Source organism: Pseudomonas sp. GW823-FHT02C02 (assembly GCF_058797635.1).
Genome location: NZ_JBXAJV010000010.1, coordinates 17,726 through 37,572, shown reverse-complemented (window position 1 = coordinate 37,572; position 19,847 = coordinate 17,726). Strand labels below are relative to the sequence as shown.

At 60.0% G+C, this 19,847-nt stretch carries 17 protein-coding genes, 2 tRNA genes and 2 pseudogenes; 13 read left to right on the top strand and 8 right to left on the bottom strand.

What is annotated here, in order from left to right; translation table 11 throughout:
* Positions 1 to 17: 17 nt before the first annotated feature.
* From AC1ROI_RS18610 to ychF, 5 genes are all read left to right on the top strand, one after another.
* A tRNA-Gln gene (locus AC1ROI_RS18610) sits at positions 18 to 92 on the top strand.
* 46 nt (positions 93 to 138) lie between these two features.
* Positions 139 to 1,080 carry a ribose-phosphate pyrophosphokinase gene (locus AC1ROI_RS18605; RefSeq protein ID WP_010458281.1) on the top strand — a complete coding sequence of 314 codons (942 nt, stop codon included), beginning with the start codon at positions 139 to 141 and terminating at the stop codon, positions 1,078 to 1,080.
* A 141-nt stretch (positions 1,081 to 1,221) separates the two neighbouring features.
* Positions 1,222 to 1,824, top strand: a complete 603-nt coding sequence (locus tag AC1ROI_RS18600) for a 50S ribosomal protein L25/general stress protein Ctc (protein WP_074880258.1) — start codon at positions 1,222 to 1,224, stop codon at positions 1,822 to 1,824.
* Between the two features lie 170 nt (positions 1,825 to 1,994).
* Positions 1,995 to 2,579, top strand: coding sequence for an aminoacyl-tRNA hydrolase (gene pth / locus AC1ROI_RS18595; RefSeq protein ID WP_010458286.1), 585 nt, complete (start codon positions 1,995 to 1,997; stop codon positions 2,577 to 2,579).
* A gap of 22 nt (positions 2,580 to 2,601) precedes the next feature.
* Positions 2,602 to 3,702 carry a redox-regulated ATPase YchF gene (gene ychF, locus AC1ROI_RS18590; protein ID WP_010458288.1) on the top strand — a complete coding sequence of 367 codons (1,101 nt, stop codon included), beginning with the start codon at positions 2,602 to 2,604 and terminating at the stop codon, positions 3,700 to 3,702.
* 176 nt (positions 3,703 to 3,878) lie between these two features.
* Here the strand turns inward: ychF and AC1ROI_RS18585 are convergent, their stop codons facing one another.
* Positions 3,879 to 5,096, bottom strand: a complete 1,218-nt coding sequence (locus AC1ROI_RS18585) for an MFS transporter (protein WP_102594940.1) — start codon at positions 5,094 to 5,096, stop codon at positions 3,879 to 3,881.
* Between the two features lie 333 nt (positions 5,097 to 5,429).
* Here AC1ROI_RS18585 and AC1ROI_RS18580 point away from each other — a divergent pair, with 333 nt between their 5' ends.
* Together AC1ROI_RS18580 and AC1ROI_RS18575 are read left to right on the top strand one after the other, a co-directional pair.
* Entirely contained in the window at positions 5,430 to 7,487 is a 2,058-nt protein-coding gene (locus AC1ROI_RS18580; protein WP_010458292.1) for a methyl-accepting chemotaxis protein, read from the top strand.
* A 116-nt stretch (positions 7,488 to 7,603) separates the two neighbouring features.
* Positions 7,604 to 7,680: transfer RNA gene (locus AC1ROI_RS18575), tRNA-Met, on the top strand.
* 71 nt (positions 7,681 to 7,751) lie between these two features.
* On the opposite strand, the gene AC1ROI_RS18570 is transcribed toward AC1ROI_RS18575, so the two are convergent.
* Positions 7,752 to 8,861: a DUF2817 domain-containing protein gene (locus AC1ROI_RS18570; protein ID WP_010458293.1), complete on the bottom strand. Its 1,110-nt coding sequence runs from the start codon at positions 8,859 to 8,861 to the stop codon at positions 7,752 to 7,754.
* Between the two features lie 164 nt (positions 8,862 to 9,025).
* Here AC1ROI_RS18570 and ggt point away from each other — a divergent pair, with 164 nt between their 5' ends.
* From ggt to AC1ROI_RS18555, 3 genes are all read left to right on the top strand, one after another.
* Positions 9,026 to 10,858 (top strand): gamma-glutamyltransferase, encoded by a 1,833-nt coding sequence (gene ggt / locus AC1ROI_RS18565; protein ID WP_010458294.1) that lies wholly within the window; start codon positions 9,026 to 9,028, stop codon positions 10,856 to 10,858.
* A gap of 246 nt (positions 10,859 to 11,104) precedes the next feature.
* Positions 11,105 to 11,407, top strand: a complete 303-nt coding sequence (locus AC1ROI_RS18560; RefSeq protein WP_010458295.1) for a type II toxin-antitoxin system HigB family toxin — start codon at positions 11,105 to 11,107, stop codon at positions 11,405 to 11,407.
* 3 nt (positions 11,408 to 11,410) lie between these two features.
* Positions 11,411 to 11,782: a helix-turn-helix domain-containing protein gene (locus AC1ROI_RS18555; RefSeq protein WP_010458297.1), complete on the top strand. Its 372-nt coding sequence runs from the start codon at positions 11,411 to 11,413 to the stop codon at positions 11,780 to 11,782.
* Positions 11,783 to 11,858: 76 nt separating this feature from the next.
* On the opposite strand, the gene AC1ROI_RS18550 is transcribed toward AC1ROI_RS18555, so the two are convergent.
* Together AC1ROI_RS18550 and ddlA are read right to left on the bottom strand one after the other, a co-directional pair.
* Positions 11,859 to 12,203, bottom strand: coding sequence for a gamma-glutamylcyclotransferase family protein (locus AC1ROI_RS18550; RefSeq protein ID WP_010458309.1), 345 nt, complete (start codon positions 12,201 to 12,203; stop codon positions 11,859 to 11,861).
* A gap of 33 nt (positions 12,204 to 12,236) precedes the next feature.
* Positions 12,237 to 13,331: a D-alanine--D-alanine ligase gene (ddlA, locus tag AC1ROI_RS18545; protein ID WP_010458310.1), complete on the bottom strand. Its 1,095-nt coding sequence runs from the start codon at positions 13,329 to 13,331 to the stop codon at positions 12,237 to 12,239.
* Positions 13,332 to 13,517: 186 nt separating this feature from the next.
* Between ddlA and AC1ROI_RS18540 the strand changes: the two genes are divergently transcribed.
* Together AC1ROI_RS18540 and AC1ROI_RS18535 are read left to right on the top strand one after the other, a co-directional pair.
* Positions 13,518 to 14,327 (top strand): AraC family transcriptional regulator, encoded by an 810-nt coding sequence (locus AC1ROI_RS18540; protein WP_102594947.1) that lies wholly within the window; start codon positions 13,518 to 13,520, stop codon positions 14,325 to 14,327.
* 76 nt (positions 14,328 to 14,403) lie between these two features.
* Entirely contained in the window at positions 14,404 to 14,772 is a 369-nt protein-coding gene (locus AC1ROI_RS18535) for a cupin domain-containing protein (RefSeq protein WP_077749023.1), read from the top strand.
* A gap of 12 nt (positions 14,773 to 14,784) precedes the next feature.
* Here AC1ROI_RS18535 and AC1ROI_RS18530 read toward each other — a convergent pair whose 3' ends face one another.
* The 4 genes and pseudogenes from AC1ROI_RS18530 to AC1ROI_RS18515 all read right to left on the bottom strand — a co-directional run bounded on the left by AC1ROI_RS18530 (position 14,785) and on the right by AC1ROI_RS18515 (position 18,199).
* Positions 14,785 to 15,384, bottom strand: coding sequence for a flavin reductase family protein (locus AC1ROI_RS18530; protein ID WP_102594941.1), 600 nt, complete (start codon positions 15,382 to 15,384; stop codon positions 14,785 to 14,787).
* 56 nt (positions 15,385 to 15,440) lie between these two features.
* A pseudogene (locus tag AC1ROI_RS18525) lies at positions 15,441 to 15,878 on the bottom strand (methyl-accepting chemotaxis protein); the annotation flags it as partial.
* A 102-nt stretch (positions 15,879 to 15,980) separates the two neighbouring features.
* Positions 15,981 to 16,667 (bottom strand): annotated as a pseudogene (locus tag AC1ROI_RS18520) (PAS domain-containing protein); the annotation flags it as partial.
* A 218-nt stretch (positions 16,668 to 16,885) separates the two neighbouring features.
* Positions 16,886 to 18,199 carry an MFS transporter gene (locus tag AC1ROI_RS18515; protein WP_102594943.1) on the bottom strand — a complete coding sequence of 438 codons (1,314 nt, stop codon included), beginning with the start codon at positions 18,197 to 18,199 and terminating at the stop codon, positions 16,886 to 16,888.
* 202 nt (positions 18,200 to 18,401) lie between these two features.
* Between AC1ROI_RS18515 and AC1ROI_RS18510 the strand changes: the two genes are divergently transcribed.
* On the top strand, positions 18,402 to 19,820 hold the full coding sequence (locus tag AC1ROI_RS18510; protein ID WP_010458328.1) for a short-chain fatty acid transporter: 1,419 nt from the start codon (positions 18,402 to 18,404) through the stop codon (positions 19,818 to 19,820).
* Positions 19,821 to 19,847: the final 27 nt, after the last annotated feature.

Below are 19,847 nucleotides of genomic sequence, written 5' to 3'. Positions count from 1 at the left end.
ATCGTTGCAACAGATACAGGGGCGTCGCCAAGCGGTAAGGCAGCAGGTTTTGATCCTGCCATGCGTTGGTTCGAATCCAGCCGCCCCTGCCATTTTCCTATACTCATCCAGGTTACCCTCAGCCTTCAGGTACTGCGCGTGTCCAAGATGATGGTCTTTACGGGGAACGCTAACCCCGATCTGGCTCGGCGTGTTGTACGTCAGCTGCATATCCCTCTCGGTGACATCTCTGTCGGTAAGTTCTCCGACGGCGAAATTACTGCCGAGATCAATGAAAACGTCCGCGGTAAAGATGTTTTCATTATTCAGCCGACTTGCGCTCCGACCAACGATAACCTGATGGAACTGGTAGTGATGGCTGATGCCTTCCGCCGCTCCTCGGCTACTCGTATCACTGCTGTTATTCCTTACTTTGGTTATGCCCGTCAGGATCGCCGTCCGCGTTCCGCACGTGTGGCTATCAGCGCGAAAGTCGTTGCTGACATGCTTACCGTAGTCGGCATCGACCGTGTTCTCACGGTTGATCTGCATGCTGACCAAATCCAGGGTTTCTTCGATATTCCGGTAGATAACATCTACGGCTCCCCGGTTCTGGTGGATGACATTGAAGATCAGCGCTTCGAAAACCTGATGATCGTGTCCCCGGACATTGGCGGCGTCGTGCGTGCACGTGCTGTTGCCAAATCCCTGGGCGTGGATCTCGGGATCATCGACAAACGCCGTGAGAAAGCCAATCACTCTGAAGTGATGCATATCATCGGTGATGTCGAAGGGCGTACCTGTATTCTGGTCGATGACATGGTCGATACCGCCGGCACTCTGTGCCACGCGGCCAAGGCCCTGAAAGAGCATGGCGCCGCCAAGGTTTTCGCCTACTGCACACACCCTGTGCTGTCCGGTCGGGCGATCGAAAACATTGAAAATTCCATGCTGGACGAACTGGTGGTGACTAACACCATCCCGTTGTCCGCTGCTGCTCAAGCCTGCACGCGTATCCGCCAACTGGATATCGCGCCGGTCGTTGCCGAGGCGGTCCGCCGCATCAGCAATGAAGAATCGATCAGCGCGATGTTCCGTTAAGGGCCCTGCCCTTCTCGACTGTCTCGCTGACGAAAAGCGCCCCGCCCCGGCATTCCTGCCGGGGCGGGGCTTTTTTGCCCATATCGCCTTTAGCGCTGGTCGCAACCGCTGGGGCGAATGTGGTTATTTTGGAGATACAACATGAACGAATTTACTCTGAATGCTGAAGTGCGTTCCGACCTGGGGAAAGGTGCGAGCCGCCGCCTGCGTCGTCTCGCAAGCCTGGTTCCAGCTGTAGTTTACGGTGGCGAAAAAGCCCCTGAATCCATCAGCATGCTGGCTAAAGAAGTTGCCAAACTGCTCGAAAACGAAGCGGCTTACAGCCACATCATCGAGCTGAACGTTGGCGGCACCAAGCAAAACGTAATCATCAAGGCTCTGCAGCGTCACCCGGCCAAAGGCCACGTACTGCACGCTGACTTCGTGCGCGTTGTAGCTGGCCAGAAACTGACCGCTATCGTGCCTGTACACTTTGTTGGCGAAGAAGCCCCGATCAAGAAAGGCGGCGAAGTTTCGCACGTTGTTTCGGAAATCGAAGTGACCTGCCTGCCAAAAGACCTGCCTGAATTCATCGAAGTCGACCTGGCTAACGCCGAAATCGGTTCGATCATTCACCTGTCCGACCTCAAAGCCCCTAAAGGCGTTGAGTTTGTTGCTCTGGCACACGGCGATGACAAGGCTGTTGCCAACGTCCACGCTCCACGTGTTGCTCCAGAAGCTACTGAAGAAGGCGCAGCAGAGTAATTCACTCTGTCATGCCGGAGTGATCAAGTAACATCGCGGACTGGAACGTAGCGAGAAAGCGGGCGAGAACGCGGAGTTTACATAATGGTAAATGAGCACTTTTCGTCCACTTTCGCCGCACACACTGATTGCGGCGATGTTATCCACCACTCCAAAGAAGGGCCCCTATCGTGACTGCCATCAAACTGATCGTTGGCCTGGGAAATCCAGGCGCTGAATACGAACAGACCCGGCATAACGCAGGGGCCCTTTTTGTTGAGCGCATCGCGAACGCGCAAGGCGTCAACCTTGTGGCCGATCGCAAATATTTCGGCCTGACCGGGCGCTATTCGCATCAGGGTCAGGATGTTCGTCTGCTGATTCCCACCACCTACATGAACCGCAGCGGCCAGGCCGTCGCGGCACTTGCCGGCTTCTTCCGCATTACGCCTGAAGAAATCCTGGTGGCGCATGACGAACTCGACCTGCCTCCCGGCGTTGCCAAGCTCAAACAGGGCGGCGGCCATGGCGGTCACAACGGGTTGCGCGACATCATCGCGCAACTGGGCAATCAGAATACCTTTTACCGCTTGCGGCTTGGCATTGGCCACCCGGGCGTTGCCAGTATGGTTTCAAATTTCGTCCTGGGTCGTGCGCCACGCGCCGAACAGGAAAAACTCGATGCCAGCATCGACTTTGCCCTCGGCGTGCTGCCGGATATCCTCGCCGGTGAATGGAACCGCGCGATGAAAAACCTGCACAGCCAGAAGGCCTGACTCACTCCTCGGGGAAAACACCATGGGATTCAATTGCGGCATCGTCGGCCTGCCTAACGTCGGCAAGTCCACCCTATTCAACGCCCTAACCAAATCCGGGATCGCGGCCGAGAACTTCCCCTTCTGCACCATCGAGCCGAACACCGGTATCGTGCCGATGCCGGATCCACGCCTGGAAGCCCTGGCGGCCATTGTCAATCCAAAGCGCATCTTGCCAACCACCATGGAATTCGTCGACATCGCGGGCCTGGTGGCCGGTGCCTCGAAAGGTGAAGGCCTGGGCAACAAGTTCCTCGCCAACATCCGCGAGACCGATGCTATCGCTCACGTGGTCCGCTGCTTCGAAGACGAAAACGTGATTCACGTCTCCAACAGCGTCGACCCGAAACGCGACATCGAAATCATCGACTTGGAACTGATCTTCGCCGACCTCGACAGCTGCGAGAAGCAACTGCAGAAAGTTGCCCGTAACGCCAAGGGTGGTGACAAGGACGCCGTGGTCCAGAAAGGTCTGCTGGAGCAACTGATCGCTCACTTCACCCTCGGCAAGCCAGCGCGCACGCTGATGAAGAACATGGGCGCCGACGATAAAGCGGTGATTCGTGGCTTCCACCTGCTGACCACCAAGCCGGTCATGTACATCGCCAACGTCGCTGAAGACGGTTTCGAGAACAACCCGCTGCTGGACATCGTCAAGGCCATCGCCGAAGAAGAAGGCGCCATGGTGGTTCCGGTCTGCAACAAGATCGAAGCCGAAATCGCCGAACTCGAAGACGGCGAAGAGAAAGACATGTTCCTCGAAGCCCTGGGCCTCGAAGAGCCTGGCCTGAACCGCGTGATCCGCGCCGGCTACGAAATGCTGCACCTGCAGACCTACTTCACCGCCGGTGTCGAAGAAGTCCGCGCCTGGACCGTCCGCGTAGGTGCTACCGCGCCACAAGCCGCTGGCGTGATCCACACCGACTTCGAAAAAGGCTTCATCCGCGCCGAAGTCATCGCCTACGACGACTTCATCCAGTACAAGGGCGAAGCCGGCGCTAAAGAAGCCGGTAAGTGGCGCCTGGAAGGCAAGGACTACATCGTTAAAGACGGCGACGTGATGCATTTCCGTTTCAACGTGTAAAAGCAGCCGCACAAGAAAAAGCCGCGTTTAATACGCGGCTTTTTTGTGCCTGAAATCCGGGCGAGACCTAATCCTGCAGGAGCGAGGCTTGCCCGCGAAGAACGATGACGCGGTGTTCCTGGCAAACCGCGTAATGGCCTTGGCGGGCAAGCCACGCTCCTACAGGTGGAGCGGTGCTACGCCTTTTTGGTTCTTGGCAGGAAGATCGCGAGTACGCCAAACAATGGCAGGAACGAGCACAGAAAGTACACATATTCGATGCCGTGGACATCCGCCAGATGCCCGAGCAACGCCGCGCCAATCCCGCCAAAACCGAACATCAATCCGAAGAACACCCCGGCAATCATCCCGACATTGCCCGGCACCAGTTCCTGTGCGTACACCACAATGGCCGAAAAGGCTGACGCGAGGATAAAGCCGATCAGCACGCTCAGAATGCTGGTCCAGAACAGATCAACGTGAGGCAGGATCAGCGTGAATGGCGCCACGCCAAGGATCGAGAACCAAATCACCGCCTTACGCCCGATCTTGTCGCCAATCGGCCCACCGAAGAACGTCCCCGCCGCCACGGCGCCCAGGAACAGGAACAGATGCAGCTGCGAACTGGCCACCGACAGGTCGAACTTCTCGATCAGGTAGAAGGTGAAGTAGCTGGTGAAACTGGCCATGTAGAAATACTTGGAGAACACCAGCAGCCCGAGCACCACCAGCGCGCTGATCACCCGGCGTTTCGACAGGCCGTGCGTCGCCGCCTGACCTTGTTTGAGCTTGAACAGGTTTAAGTGGTTGGCGTACCAGCGGCTGATCCGATAGAGCACGAACAGCGCAAACACGGCGAACAATCCAAACCACGCCACATGGCCCTGGCCGAAGGGAATGATGATCGCCGCTGCCAGCAACGGGCCGAAGGCCGAGCCGGCATTGCCGCCGACCTGAAAGGTCGATTGCGCCAGACCGAATCGCCCGCCCGAGGCCAGTCGAGCCACGCGAGAAGCTTCCGGGTGAAAGGTCGATGAGCCGATGCCAATCAACCCCGCCGCCAGCAGAATCAGCGGAAAAGTACCGACCACCGACATCATCAAAATACCGATCAGCGTGCAGATGGTTCCCGCCGGTAGCAGCCAAGGCTTGGGATGGCGATCGGTGTGGTAACCGACCCATGGCTGCAACAGCGAAGCCGTCAGCTGGAACGTCAAAGTGATCAATCCAACCTGGGTAAATGTCAGGCCATAGTTGGCTTTCAACATCGGATAAATCGACGGTAGAACTGACTGGATCAGGTCATTGATCAAATGCGCCAGCGCCACCGCGCCAATGATGCGCATGACCAGCGGGCTGCTTTGTGAAGTCGCGGGTGCCGACGTCGTGCCGGTCTGAACATTGCTGATAGCCATGAGAATTTCCGTACAGCAGATGGGGTGCACGCAGGCAGGTGCGTCAATGTGCCATTTTTCAGTGCGACAGCGCCATCCCCTTAGCCTGCTAACGACCTCGACACTCATCGCCAAGAAGGTGATAGCGCAACGCCATGGTCTGAATCTTGCCTTGTTAATCCGCTTCAACGCGGCCCCTTACAAAGGGGACCGAGAATGGGAAGTTTCGCTACAGAGTCGGCCTACAGAGCTGACAAGGGTGAACTTTCGAGGCCTTTTAAAAGGGCACAAGTCGCGGTCGCAACGACCCCGACGCACGCCATTGGTGCGTGGTGTTCAGAGGAGTCATGGGGCATGCAGGCTTTTTTATCACCGGGGATCGGATTGCTGGGGCGTTTTGGCTTCGCACGCAAATTTCAGTTGTTGTTTCTGCTGTTTATCCTGCCGCTGGCAGGCAGCCTGGTGATGATTGGTCAGGACTATCGCGCCAAACTTAACTTGATCTCCGGCGAACGTGCCGGTGTTCGGCAACTGCTCGCCCTGGATGCGCTCGATAACCTGCTCGCCGCCCAACGTGACCGCGCCGCCCGCTGGCGTGCGACGGAAACCAATCGCCAGCCAACGCCTGCAACCCTTGCCGCGATGGCCGGGTTCGATGCGGTTCAACCCGCCGTCGCCCAAGCCACCTCGGACCTCGGTGATGCGCTGAAAACCGAAGGCGCCGAGGGCGAAACCCTGACCCGTTATCAGGCCCTGCAAACCGCCCTCAACGGCCTCGACTCGAAAAGCCTGAGCAGCGTTGGTTGGTGGCCGGATGGCTACGATCGTTTCACCAATGCCTTGAGTGCGCTGCAAGCCCTGCGCGAGCAGATCGCCATGGACAATCGCCTGACCCTCGCGCCGTGGCTGGAAACCTACTTGCTGACGCAAATCTCGACACAGCATGCGCCGGACCTGATTGAGCGGGTTGGCCGCCTGGCCAGCGTCGGTCAGGCATCGGTGGTGTCCGGGCAGTTCACCCTGCAAAGCCGTCTGCAATTGCGCGATTTGCGCAGTCGTATCGGCGATGCCCGGGAACAGCTGGCGAAAACCGCCAGCCTGCTGGAAGCACGCCTGCCCAGCGCGTTGCAAAGCTGGGCCGGGCAATACCACGACAGCCTCAAGCATCTCGATGCTGAACTGAAAGTCCTCGATGACGGCGTCTTCGGCGGCAGCATCAAGCTCAAGCCGGAAGAATTCGAACGCAGCCTCGACAGCCTGCTCACCGACCTCGCCTCGCTGCGCCAGCAGTCATTGGTTTCGCTGGATCAACGCCTGGATTACTACCATGGCTCGGCGATCAGCCAGTTTATTCTGGTGGCGACGATCTTTGGCTGCCTGCTGCTGGCCGCGCTGTACCTGTTCATCTGCTTGCAGGCCTCGATCCGTCGCAGCGCCAGCGGCATCACCCTGCTGGCTGAAGCACTGCGCGACGGCAACCTAAGCCTGCAAGTGCCGGTGCAGGGGCGCGACGAACTGGCGGCCATCAGCACGGCCCTGAATGTCGCCGTGGTGCAGCTGCGCAACAGTTTGCTGGGGGTCGATCACGAAACCTTGCAGGTGAGCAACGCGGTGCGCACCCTCAACCATCACTCCAGCGGCGCCTTGGGCGAAGTTGAAGCGCAGCAATTGCAGATCAGCCAGATCGCCGCTGCGGCCACGCAGTTGGCCGCGACCTCTCAGGGTGTCGCCCAGAGTTGCGAACAGGCGTCCGGCAGCGCTCAACACACCCAACGCATTGCGGCCGATAGCAGCCGCGACAGCCAACGCACCACGGCGAGTATTCAGCAGCTCAACCAGCGCTTGAACGACACGGCGGCGGCACTCGGCCGGGTCAGCGAACAAGGCCAGCAGATCCAATTGGTGGTCGACACCATTCGCGGCGTGGCCGAGCAGACTAATCTGCTGGCGCTCAACGCGGCGATCGAGGCGGCTCGCGCGGGCGAACAGGGTCGCGGCTTTGCGGTGGTGGCGGATGAAGTGCGCAGCCTCTCGCAACGCACTCAGTCCTCCACCGCGCAGATCGCCGGCACTGTCGACAGTCTGCGCAGCACGGTGAATGAGGCGGTCAGCCTGATGGAAGCGGCCTGTAGCCAAGCGCAAAGTGATGCCCAGTCGGTCACCGGCCTGGGCGAACGCCTCGGGGAAATTGCCCACGCGGTGCAAGGCGTTACCGACACCCTGGCGCAGATCGCCACGGCGGTTGAGGAACAGGCCAGCACCGCCGATGAAGTCAGCGGCAACATCCAGCAGGTCGATCAGGCCGCGGTAAGGTTGCTCGAAGGCGCGCGGGCGGTGAACCTGGCGGCGGACACCTTGAGCCAGGGCAGCAAGGCCTTGAGTGCCAATACCGGGAGATTTCAGCTCAGTTGACGCCCTCACCCGGCCCGAATATTCGGCTCAGGTGGATAAGCGGTTGAAAGCGTAGAGAAATATTTTGGATTTACGCTTGACGCATCTGCATTACCGGTGAATAATGCGCGCCACTTGGCTACATAGCTCAGTTGGTTAGAGCATAGCATTCATAATGCTGGGGTCCGGGGTTCAAGTCCCTGTGTAGCCACCAAGTACTAAAAACGGCTTACCGAAAGGTAGGCCGTTTTTTTATGCCTCGCGAAAAGTGCCCCGAACAGCACTTCAAGAACGAACCGTCGGCAACGCCGATAACGCGCGCTCCCAAATCTGCCACGTCCGCAGCCAGACCATCGCCTGCCAGTCGCTGTCGGCAGGATAGAACTGCTCCAGCAGATTCAGCTTGATCTCGCGCCCCACCGCATCACTTGGATTGCCGTGCAGATGCAGCCAGTGGTCATCGCGCAAATGACGATGAACGTCCGGCCCCGGATACGTCCCGCACTCGATCACGAACGGCATCAGTTTGACCTGCGGCAGCGCATTGATCAGTGCCTGCGAGGTGTAGCCCGTCGCGGTGGCCGCCACGCCGGTTTCGCTCAAGGTGTCGGCACCGGTCAGCAACGTGTAGAGCCAGGGTCCATAAATGGCCTGCGCATCGGGTAGCGCCGGATAAGCCGCCTCGGTGATGGTCAGCAACATCGGATGACCGTACTCGCCAGCGCCGGTGTGCAAATCGAAACACATCGCGACCTCGGCGTGGGCAACATGCGTTTGCAGGATTTCGTGCAGCGTGCGGTTCGACCAGCTCGGCGCCAGGCCGCCATAAAACAGCCCATCGGGATGACTGTGCTGGCCGCCCTCGACGATCGACATCACCGCTGGCCAGCCGTGTTCGCGAATCTGTCCGTCGAGCAAGGCGTCGGCGCGCTCACGTTCGGGCCCCCGCAACTCAGTGAACGCATAGATGTCATGCAGCGTTGCGTAAGCCTGATTGTCCGGCAGCGGACGTTCGAAGTTCAGGTGATTGCGGTTCAGATCGATGTTGTCTTCGTTGACCCGACGCAGCCATGCGGTGCCCCAGGGATTGATCAGGTGGATCATCACCACCGCGACATCGGCCGGCAGTGAACGCTTGCCCAACTCCTGCATCCACTTGATCTGGCATCCCGAGCCATAGAAACCTTCCACCCCATGGGTGCCGCTCAACGCAATCAGCAATCGCTTGGCACCTGGATCACCCAACACCGCCACATCGGTGCTCAAGGGTTCACCGAAAGGTCCTTTGAGGGGATGCGGATATTCAGTCAACGTCGCTCCGGCCGCAGTCGCTGCGGCGAGGAATTGCTCACGCTGAGTGCGATAACTCGGCTGGGTGGGAAACTCGGTCTGCATGGCTGCCTCATGTTGATTTTCTGACCCGTCTGATGCCCTCGACCCTACAGAAAATCCGTCAACTCATGAAGGGTAAAAGCGTCTTGGCTGTCATCCGTGGTTTGCACCACGCCCTGTCGGCCGATAAAGTCCCCTGATCTTTTCCCACGGACGGAGTGCCCAACGTGTTCTCAGCCTTCCGCTTGAGCCGCTATCGCCTGTCAGCCTTTTCGCTGATCGCCACCGCGCTGACCCTTGCAGCGTGCAACGCCCCGCCCACGTCGACATTGCCGATCGCGCCGGAAGTCGCCTCGGGTTATCGCACCGACCTGCAAACCCGGCACGCCTCGAAACACATGGCGGCGGCAGCCAACCCTCTGGCGGCCGAGGCCGGGCGGGAGATGCTGCGTCAGGGCGGCTCGGCGGTGGATGCCGCGATTGCCATGCAAGCGGTGTTGACGCTGGTGGAACCTCAATCCTCGGGCATCGGTGGCGGCGCGTTCATTGTGTTGTGGGATGGCAAGAACGTGCGCACTTACGACGGTCGCGAAACCGCACCGGCCGGCGCCACGGAGAAGCTTTTCCTACAAGCCGACGGCAAACCGATGGCCTTCACCCAGGCGCAGATTGGGGGTCGCTCAGTGGGCACGCCCGGTGTGTTGCGAGCGCTTGAGCTGGCACATCAGAAACACGGTCGTCTGCCATGGGCGCAACTGTTCGAACCGGCCATCCGACTCGCGGAGCAAGGTTTCGCCATCTCGCCGCGCTTGCATCAGCTGATCGCTTCAGATTCCTCCATGCGTCGCTCGCCTGACATGATGGCGTACTTCCTGAATGCCGATGGCAGCCCGAAAGCCGCCGGCACTCAGCTGAAAAACCCGGCACTGGCCGCCGTGCTCAAACGCATCGCCACAGAAGGTCCCGATGCGTTGTACAAAGGGCCGGTTGCGCAAGAAATCGTCGCCAAGGTTCAGGGCCACGCCAACCCTGGCAGTCTGTCGCTGAACGATCTCCAAGGCTATACGGCCAAGGAACGCGCGCCGCTATGCACCGACTACAAACGCTGGCAGGTCTGCGGCATGCCGCCGCCGTCGTCGGGCGGGATCGCCGTGGCGCAGATCCTCGGCACACTCCAGGCGCTGGAAGTACGCGACCAGCGTTTTGCCTTGGCCTCAATGAAACCGGTCAAGACCGACAAACCCGCCGGCACCGAGCCGACGCCAGAAGCCGTGCACCTGATTGCCGAAGCCGAGCGCCTGGCCTACGCCGACCGCGCGCTCTATCTGGCCGACGCCGACTTCGTGCCCGTCCCTGTCAAAGGCCTGGTGGACCCGAGCTACCTGGCCAGCCGCGCCGCCCTGATCGGTGACCGCAGCATGGGCACGGCCAAACCCGGCACCCCACCGGGCATCAAGATCGCCTACGCACCGGACCGTTCACCGCTGCGCATCTCCACCTCGCAAGTGGTGGCGGTCGATGACGAAGGGGGCGCGGTGTCCATGACCACCACCGTCGAATCCGCGTTCGGTTCGCACGTGATGGTGCAGGGCTTCCTGCTCAACAACCAGATGACCGACTTCTCGTTCATCCCGGAAGAAAACGGGCAGAAAGTCGCCAACCGCGTCGAACCCGGCAAACGCCCCCGCTCGTCCATGGCCCCGACGCTGATCTTCGATCGCCAGAGCGGTGAATTCCTCGCCACCATCGGCTCGCCGGGCGGTTCGCAAATCATCGAATACGTCGCCAAATCCACCATCGGCCTGCTCGACTGGAACCTCGACCCGCAAGCCGCCATCAGCCTGCCCAACTTCGGCAGCCGCAACGGCCCGACGGAACTGGAAGAGGGGCAGTTCAGCGCCGGGCTGATGCAGGCGCTGAAGGACAAAGGGCACAGCGTGAGCGAGATCGACATGACCAGCGGCACCCAGGCGATTGTCCGGGTGAAGGATGCGCAGGGGAAGGCTTCGTTGGCGGGCGGGGCCGATCCTCGGCGTGAGGGGGCTGCGTTGGGGGATTGATTCCTACAGAGGGTGGAAAAGGCTTACCGGGAGGTAGGCCTTTTTTGTATGTAATGAGTCCTGTTCGGCTACCTCGCGCCGACTTTTCCTACCTGCACACCACTGCTTCTTCGATAGAGTTCAAAGATCATTTTTCGCATCAGTTCAGCCACCCGAAGCACCTAGGTACAAAGTCGAGTCCGCACCTCCCATCGGCCACACCTCCACAGACTTGCATCAGTCCCATCACGGGACTAGGATCGCGTCATGAGAATTATCGCCATTAGCCAGCTTAAAAGTTTTTGGGAGCGCTACCCGGACGCAGAACAATCCTTACTAGCTTGGATTGACGAGGCAAGAAATGCCGAGTGGAAAACACCTGCGAACATAAAAGCGCACTTTGCTACCGCCAGCATTCTCAAGAGCCATAGAGTCGTGTTCAACATCAAGGGTAATGACTTTCGGCTGGTAGTCGCTGTGGCTTATCGCTTCGGCGCCGTTTACATAAAATTTGTCGGCACTCACAAGCAGTACGACGCAATCGACGCCGATACCGTCGAGATGGAGTAACCAATGAACATTCGTCCGATTCACACCGACGAGGACTACCGCGCAGCCCTCAAGACTGTATCTGCCCTTTTCGACAATGAGCCAGAGCCTGGCACGCCTGAAGGGGATTATTTCGACATCATGATCACACTGATCGAAGCTTATGAATCGAAGCAGTTTCCAGTTGATCTGCCCAATCCAATCGATGCGATAAAATTTCGCATGGGACAATCAGGTCTGTCCGCAGCGGACCTTGCGCCTGCCATTGGCCGGACAAACCGGGTTTACGAAGTGCTTAATGGCAAGCGTGCGTTGACGCTCCCGATGATATGGAAACTACATGATCTGTTCGGAATACCAGCAGAGAGCCTGATTAAACCTATGAAACAAGCTTGATCAAACGTCGGTCGAAGCGTACTGGCCGACGCTGAAAATCTCCCCTCCCCGGCTCATCGGATATCACGCAGGCACACTACACGCTCACGTACACCCACGCTTCAATCCCGGATTGAAGGACTACGCTGACACGCTTGTAATCCGATACTTCATAACTGTCGGCGGCGGCTAGTTCCTCGGGTGTGATCTGGAACACCATGCCGGGAATCGGGACGCTGCTATCGCTTCCCGGACGAAGAATCGGATGGTGAGTCTTGCCGCTGGTGGCCAACACCTCTGGGTCGGTGATTTCGACCCAGGACTGCTCGTACCCCAGCATCGCATCGGCACTGCCGCTGAGCTCGCGCCCGAAGTTGGCCAGTTGCACGACTTTGTCCTGCAAGGTGCCGTAGGAAAACAGGTACTCCGTTTTATCGCTCATCCATAAATCCTTGTTTGAATAGTCCCGAGTAGCTTATCGGGTGATCTTCAGCGCTTGCCGTGCCTTGTGCTTCTCCAGCGCCAGATCGATCAAGCGGCTGACCAGCTCGCTGTAAGTCATGCCGGTGGCTTGCCAGAGCTTGGGGTACATGCTGATTCGGGTGAAGCCGGGCAGCGAGTTGATTTCGTTGATCAGCACTTCGCCGCTGTCGGTCAGGAACACATCGACCCGCGCCAGCCCGGAACAGCCGAGCACCTGAAACGCCTCGACAGCCAAGGCGCGGATGCGCTCACTGGCCTCGCTGCTGATGTTGGCCGGCACCACGACCTCTGCCGCTTGAGCGTCGATGTATTTGCTGTCGTAGGAATAGAAGCCGCTGCGCACCACGATCTCGCCACAACCGCTGGCGATGGCATCTTCGTTGCCCAGCACCGCGCACTCGATCTCGCGACCGTTGACGGCGGATTCGATCAATACTTTTTCATCGAAACCCAGGGCCAGTTCCACTGCCGCCGTGTACTCGGCTTCGTCACTGACCTTGCTGACGCCCACGGACGACCCCTGGTTCGCCGGCTTCACGAACAGCGGCAGACCGAGTTTGGCCTGGACCTCGGCGAACCCGGTGCGCGCGGCGCTGGCACGAGTCAGGGTCACGAAGGGCGTGACTGCAATCCCGGCATCACGCAACAGCCGCTTGCTGATGTCCTTGTCCATGCACACCGCCGAGCCGAGCACATCGGAGCCGACAAAGGGTAAATCCGCCATGCGCAACAGGCCTTGCAGGCAACCGTCTTCACCCAGCGTGCCGTGCACGATCGGGAAGATCACATCGACGTGGCCCAGCATTTCCTGACTCGAGGTTTCGACCAATTGCTGGCTGGCCTTGCCCGGCACCACGGCCAGTTCCCGGTTGGACTGGTTGAGGGCGATCAGGGCCGGATTTTCCTGGTTGAGCAGGAAGTTCGATGGATCATTGAGGTGCCAATGGCCTTGCTTGTCGATACCGATCAGCACCGGTTCGAAGCGCGACCGATCCAGCGCATCGACGATGTTTTTCGCCGATTGCAACGACACTTCGTGCTCCGCCGAACGACCACCAAAAATAATCCCTACCCGCAGTTTGCTCATACCAGACACCTCGACGAACGATCAAACGCACCCGCGCCTCGATGGCTTACAGGGTGCAGAGAATGCTCGATACCTTGCTACATTTGTATGCGGTTTTCTACCAGCCCCATGGGTTTTGTCGGCCAGCAGACAGGTGGCCGGTCCCTGGGTTACCGTGGTCGACATTGCGCTCAAGACAACGACACCATGGCCAAGCACACGCCTCCCATCGACTGGTTCCATCGCGCCCCCGACGTGGGTGGGGTTCAGCGTTTCGAGGCATTTTTTGCCGGCCACGGCTTCGACCTTCACCGCCATGACACCTACGCAATCGGCCGGACCCTGGCCGGCGTGCAGAGTTTTCAATACCGCGGCGGCTGGCGCCACAGCCTGCCCGGCGGGACCCTGGTGCTGCACCCGGACGAAGTCCACGATGGCGAGGCTGGCACCGAGGCCGGCTTCAAGTACCGGATGATGTACATCGAGCCGGCGCTGATCCAGCAGATACTCGGCGGGCAACCGCTGCCGTTCATCAAGACCGGATTGTCGACCGACCCACGCCTGTTCGCCGCCACCGACGTGCTGCTGCGAAGCCTGGATTGCCCCCTCGATCCACTGGAAGAGCAGGACGCGCTGTTCGATCTGGCGCAGGCATTGAGCACTGTCTCCGGCGCGCCCGGTAAACGCCAACGCTTCGACTACGTGGCGGCGGAGCGCGCGCGGGAGTTCATCCACAGCGCCCTGGATCGCACGGTGACACTGGAGGAACTGGCGCAGCACAGCGGTCGGGATCGCTGGAGTCTGTCGAGGGATTTCCGCCTGTTGTTTGGCACCAGCCCTTATCGATACCTGACCATGCGTCGCCTGGACCTGGTCCGCGCCCTGCTGATCCAGGGCCAGTCTCTGGTCAGTGCCGCACTGATCGCCGGTTTCACCGACCAGAGCCACATGACCCGGCAATTCAGCAAGGCATACGGCCTCTCACCGGCCCGCTGGATGAAAATGCACCGCCGCTGAGCGCGCACAATCGTACAAGAAGCCCGCTGCCGTGCTGACTATCGTGGCTTCACGATCAACCACGAGAGCTTTCTTCATGAACGCCTACCAAAGCCTGAACTTCGCTGAAAAAATCGCCCGGATCGACTCGCACTGGAGCCCTCGGGTCATCGCCGAGATGAACGACTACCAGTTCAAAGTGGTGAAACTGCTGGGGGATTTCATCTGGCACGATCACCTGGACACCGACGAGACCTTCATCGTGCTCGAGGGGCAGCTGCGCATCGACTTTCGCGATGGCCACGTCCTGCTGAACGCGGGGGAAATGTACGTGGTGCCAAAGGGTGTCGAGCACAAACCCTCTGCCGCGCAGGAAGTGAAACTGCTGCTGATCGAGCCCAAGGGTGTGCTGAATACAGGCAGCGAAGGCGGCGAACGCACGGCGCAGAATGACGTCTGGGTGTAAAAGGCAGCCGGCTTACGGCTGCAGAGTCTTGCCGTCCACCGGCTCGCCGATCGTCAGGAAATGCCCGCCCGCCACATGATGCAGGGTGCGTAGCGCATCGTGTCCCTCGAAGTGCCAACGGCCTTCGCTGAACACGCGCTCATCGGCCTGGGCGGCAATCACCTCGGCCAGGAACAGGTCGTATTGCTGATGGTTGTTGGGCTCCGGCAGCAGTCGGCACTCCAGCCAGGCGACGCAACCTTCAAGCATCGGCGCATCGATCAGCTCGCCACTGAACGTCTGCAGGCCGTAGATCTGAAACTTGTCCAGGCCCTGGCCCTGAGTCAGCTCCAGGCCCGACGTCGAGCCCACAGTCTGGGCGATATCGGCCTGGGCCGCGCAGGGAACGTTCAGCACGAAGGTGCCCGACGCTTCCAGCAGTTGGCGGGTCCAGGTGGACTTGTCCAGCACCACGGCGATTTTCGGCGGTTCGAAGTCCAAAGGCATGGCCCAGGCCGCGGCCATGATGTTGCGCTGGCCGTCATGCGCCGCGCTGACCAGCACGGTCGGCCCGTGATTGAGCAAGCGATAAGCCTTGGACAAGGGAACCGGACGGCGGTGAGAAACGCTCATGAGGGCTGCTCCTGGGAAAACGCCGATTGTAGCGATTTCCACCAGGAGGTCAGTTATCAAGTCGCCAGTTGATTGGCAAACTGCCCGACCGCGTTCACCACTTTCTGTGCGCCGTCCTGAATCTCGACGATCACCGTGCCCGCTTCCGCCGCCAGCGCCAGGCCTTGTTCAGCCTGAAGTTTGCCGTCGGTCATCAGGGCCACGGCATTGCGCGCCATGTCCTGGTTCTGGCGTACCACGCCAACGATTTCATCGGTGGCCTGGCTGGTACGGGACGCCAACTGCCGGACTTCATCCGCCACCACCGCAAAACCTCGCCCCTGTTCACCGGCGCGCGCCGCTTCGATGGCCGCGTTAAGCGCCAGCAGGTTGGTCTGTTCGGCAATGCCGCTGATGGTTTTGACGATGGTGCCAATCACCAGCGACTGCTCGTTCAACGCTTCGATGCCTTCGCCGGCGGTTTGCATGTGCCGGGCCAGGTCACGCATCACGTCCACCGCCTGAGTCACCACGGCGGTTCCACGCTGAGCGCTTTGATCGGTTTGCTGGGAGGTGCTGTAGGCGATGTTGGCCGCTTCGGCGACCGCCTGCTCCTGATTGACCTGATCGGTAATCACCGTGGCGAATTTCACCACTTTGTAGAGCGTGTTGTTGGCATCCACCACCGGGTTGTAGGACGCCTCCAGCCAGACCACACGACCGTGGTTGTCCACACGCTTGAAGCGGCCTGCCACGAATTCGCCGGCGTTCAGGCGGCGCCAGAAGTTCTGGTATTCCGCGCTGTTGTACTCTTCAGGCTCGCAGAACGTACGGTGATGTTTGCCCTTGATTTGCGCCAGGCTGTAACCCATGCCGCTGAGGAACCGCTCGTTGGCCGCCAACACGTTGCCATTGAGATCGAACTCGATAACCGCCGTCGAACGCACCAGCGCGCCGATCAGGTTCTCATGCTCGCGGGACGCCTCGATGGTGCGGGTCAGGTCGCTGGAATAAATCGAGAAGTGCTTGATCCGCCCCTCCGAGGACAACACTGGCTGCACAATCGAACGCAACCAGGCTTCCTTGCCATTGCCCCGCAGCAAACGCACGGCGCCGGCAAAGTGCTCACGGCGGGTCAGCGCAGCCTTGAAGCGGAGGTGGAATTCGTCCGATTTCACATGGGGCGGGACGATGTCTTCAATGTGCCGGCCGATCAGGTCGCTGCTTTTGTAGAGCATCTCGCCGAGGAAGTTCTGGTTGACCGATTGAATCCGTCCATCAGGATCCAGGGTCAGGACCAGCATCTCGCTTTCCAGACTGTCCTTCACTTGCTGAAGGCTGGAGAGTTCTTCGCGAAGAGCCGACAGCTCCTGCTTCAAGCGTTTGTTGAACATGGAAAGCACCGATGGACAGGAATGGAAAGCGGCATGCAGCCTAGCCATCGGCCTTGCGGATATTTTCTGAAGAGCGTTTCAGGGTTGTCCTACAAAAATAGTTGCGGCACGCCTGCGTGACCTTGCGTTCATGCCGTGCCAGCGGCCGGGCAATGCTCAACCCGGGGCATCCGTGTGCCGAAATAAGCAGCGCTGCTCACGCCCACCGCGCCCATCACCGCACTGAAGATCACGCAAATCCACGGACTCCACGGCATCAGACCGATCAGCAACAACGGTGTGACACTCGCCCACGCTGCGTAGGCAATGTTGTAGGTGAAGGAAATCCCCGAGACGCGAATTCGCGCGGGAAACAGGCTGATCATCACCGACGGCACCGCGCCGACGACCCCGCAACCGAGTCCGGCAATCGCGTAGGCCAAGCCGATCCATTGGCCCCCGGTGATCAGGCACGTATAAAGCACGCCGATGCCCAGCGGCAGCAGCAGGCTATAGAGCATGACCGTGCGCCAGGCGCCGATGCGATCGACGAGCAGCCCGGCGAGTACACAGCCGATGTTCAGGAACACAATGCCCAAGGCACTCAAGGCGAAGGTGTGGCTGGCGGTCATGCCGAAGGTTTTCTGCATCATGGTCGGGGTGATGACCACGAATACCACCACCGCCGACGTCAGTACGCAGGTGAGGAGCATCGCTGGCAATATCGCCAGGCGATGTTCGCGCAAGACCGTGCGCAGCGGCAGTTCGACAGCGGCCTCGCGCTTGGCCTGCATGGCCATGAACACCGGGGTTTCGCTGAGCCAGCGGCGCAGCCAGACGCCAATCACCCCGAACACGCCGCCCAGCAGGAACGGGTAACGCCAGGCGTAATCGAGGATTTCCGCCGGGGTGAACGCCTGCGCCAGAAAGGTCGCGGTCAGGGCGCCGATCAGGTAGCCAAAGGTCAGCCCGGCTTGCAAGAAGCCCAGGGCATAACCGCGATGCCCGGCCGGCGCGTGCTCGGCGACGAACACCCAGGCGCTCGGCACTTCACCGCCGACCGCAGCGCCCTGCAGGACCCGCAGGACCAACAGCAGCAGCGGTGCGAAATAGCCGATCTGGGCGTAGGTCGGCATGATGCCGATCAGCAGGCACGGCAGCGCCATCATCAGGATGCTCAGGCTGAAGACCTTCTTGCGCCCCAGCCGGTCGGCGAAATGCGCCATCAGAATGCCGCCCAATGGGCGCGCCAGATAACCCGTCACGAAAATCCCGAAGCTTTGCAGCAAGCGCAGCCACTCGGGCATTTCCGGTGGGAAAAACAGCTGGCTGAGGGTCAGCGCGAAAAAGACGAAAATGATGAAATCGTAGATTTCCAGGGCGCCGCCAAGGGCCGCCAGGCCAAGGGTCTTGTAGTCCGAGCGGCTGAAGGGCGCCGGGCGCGAATCGGTATTGGCAGTCATGAAAAGAACTCTGGCACGGGCAAAAAACCAAGGCGCCCATGGTCTACGCAAACGCGTCCACCGACAACCCGTTAGACCAAAGTCTCAGACGGGTTAATCTTCGTCACAAAAAAATGACCGATTGAATTACTGTTGGCACCTGTCCAGACGGGCCTTTGCCGCCCCAAAGACCACAATAAACATAAAAATTCGAGGTACTCCCGTGGCCGCTGATATCGAAGATACCCGCTCCGCCCGCTTTGCCCTGCGCTGTTCAAGTTTTGCCGAACGCTGGTTCCCCGACTCGTGGGTGTTTGCCGCGCTGGCGGTGATCATCGTGGCCGTGGCGACCCTGTTCATGGGCGCCAAACCCACTGACGCGGCCATGGCTTTCGGTGATGGGTTCTGGAGCCTGATCCCGTTCACCATGCAGATGGCGTTCGTGGTCATCGGCGGTTATGTGGTCGCCAGCTCCCCGCCCGCGGTGAAACTCATCGACCGCCTGGCCCGGATCCCGAAAAACGGCCGCTCGGCCGTGGCCTGGGTCGCGTTGATTTCCATGGTGGCGTCGCTGCTGAACTGGGGCCTGTCGCTGGTGTTCGGCGGTCTGCTGGTGCGCGCCCTCGCTCGCCGCACCGACCTGAAAATGGATTACCGCGCCGCCGGTGCTGCCGCGTATCTGGGCCTTGGCGCCGTGTGGGCCTTGGGCCTGTCGTCGTCCGCCGCGCAATTACAGGCCAACCCGGCCAGCCTGCCACCCTCGATTCTGTCGATCACCGGCGTCATTCCGTTCACCCAGACCATTTTTCTCTGGCAGTCCGGCGTCATGTTGCTGGCACTGATCGTGATTTCGCTGATCATCGCCTACGCCACCGCGCCGGGGCCGAAAACAGCCCGCGACGCCGAAGCCTGCGGCATCGACCCGAGCTTCAACCTGCCACCGCTGCAACCGCGCACCCGCCCCGGCGAATGGCTGGAGCACAGCCCGTTGCTGACGATTTTGCTGGTGCTGCTGGCCGCAGGATGGCTGTTCCACGAGTTTTCGACTAAACCGGCGATCAGCGCGATCTCGGGCCTGAACACTTACAACTTCCTGTTCATCATGCTCGGCGCGCTGCTGCACTGGCGCCCGCGCAGCTTCCTCGATGCCGTATCGCGAGCGGTGCCAACCACCACCGGCGTGCTAATCCAGTTTCCGCTCTACGGCTCGATCGCTGCGCTGATGACCACGGTCAAAGGCACTGACGCGCAGACCCTGGCCCACCACATCTCGACCTTCTTCGTCAGCATTGCGTCCCACGACACTTATGCGCTGCTGATGGGCGTTTACTCGGCGATTCTCGGTTTCTTCATTCCATCCGGCGGCGGCAAATGGATCATCGAAGCGCCTTATGTCATGCAGGTGGCCACCGACCTGAATTACCACCTGGGTTGGGCCGTGCAAATCTACAACGCGGCTGAAGCCCTGCCGAACCTGATTAACCCGTTCTACATGCTGCCGCTGCTGGGCGTGCTCGGGTTGAAGGCGCGGGACTTGATTGGCTTCTCGTTCGTGCAATTGCTGGTGCACACGCCGCTGGTGCTGTTTTTGCTGTGGGCGCTGGGGACGACGCTGACGTATACGCCGCCGGTGATGCCGTAAACGAAGTTGATTGCACCTGTGCAAAGC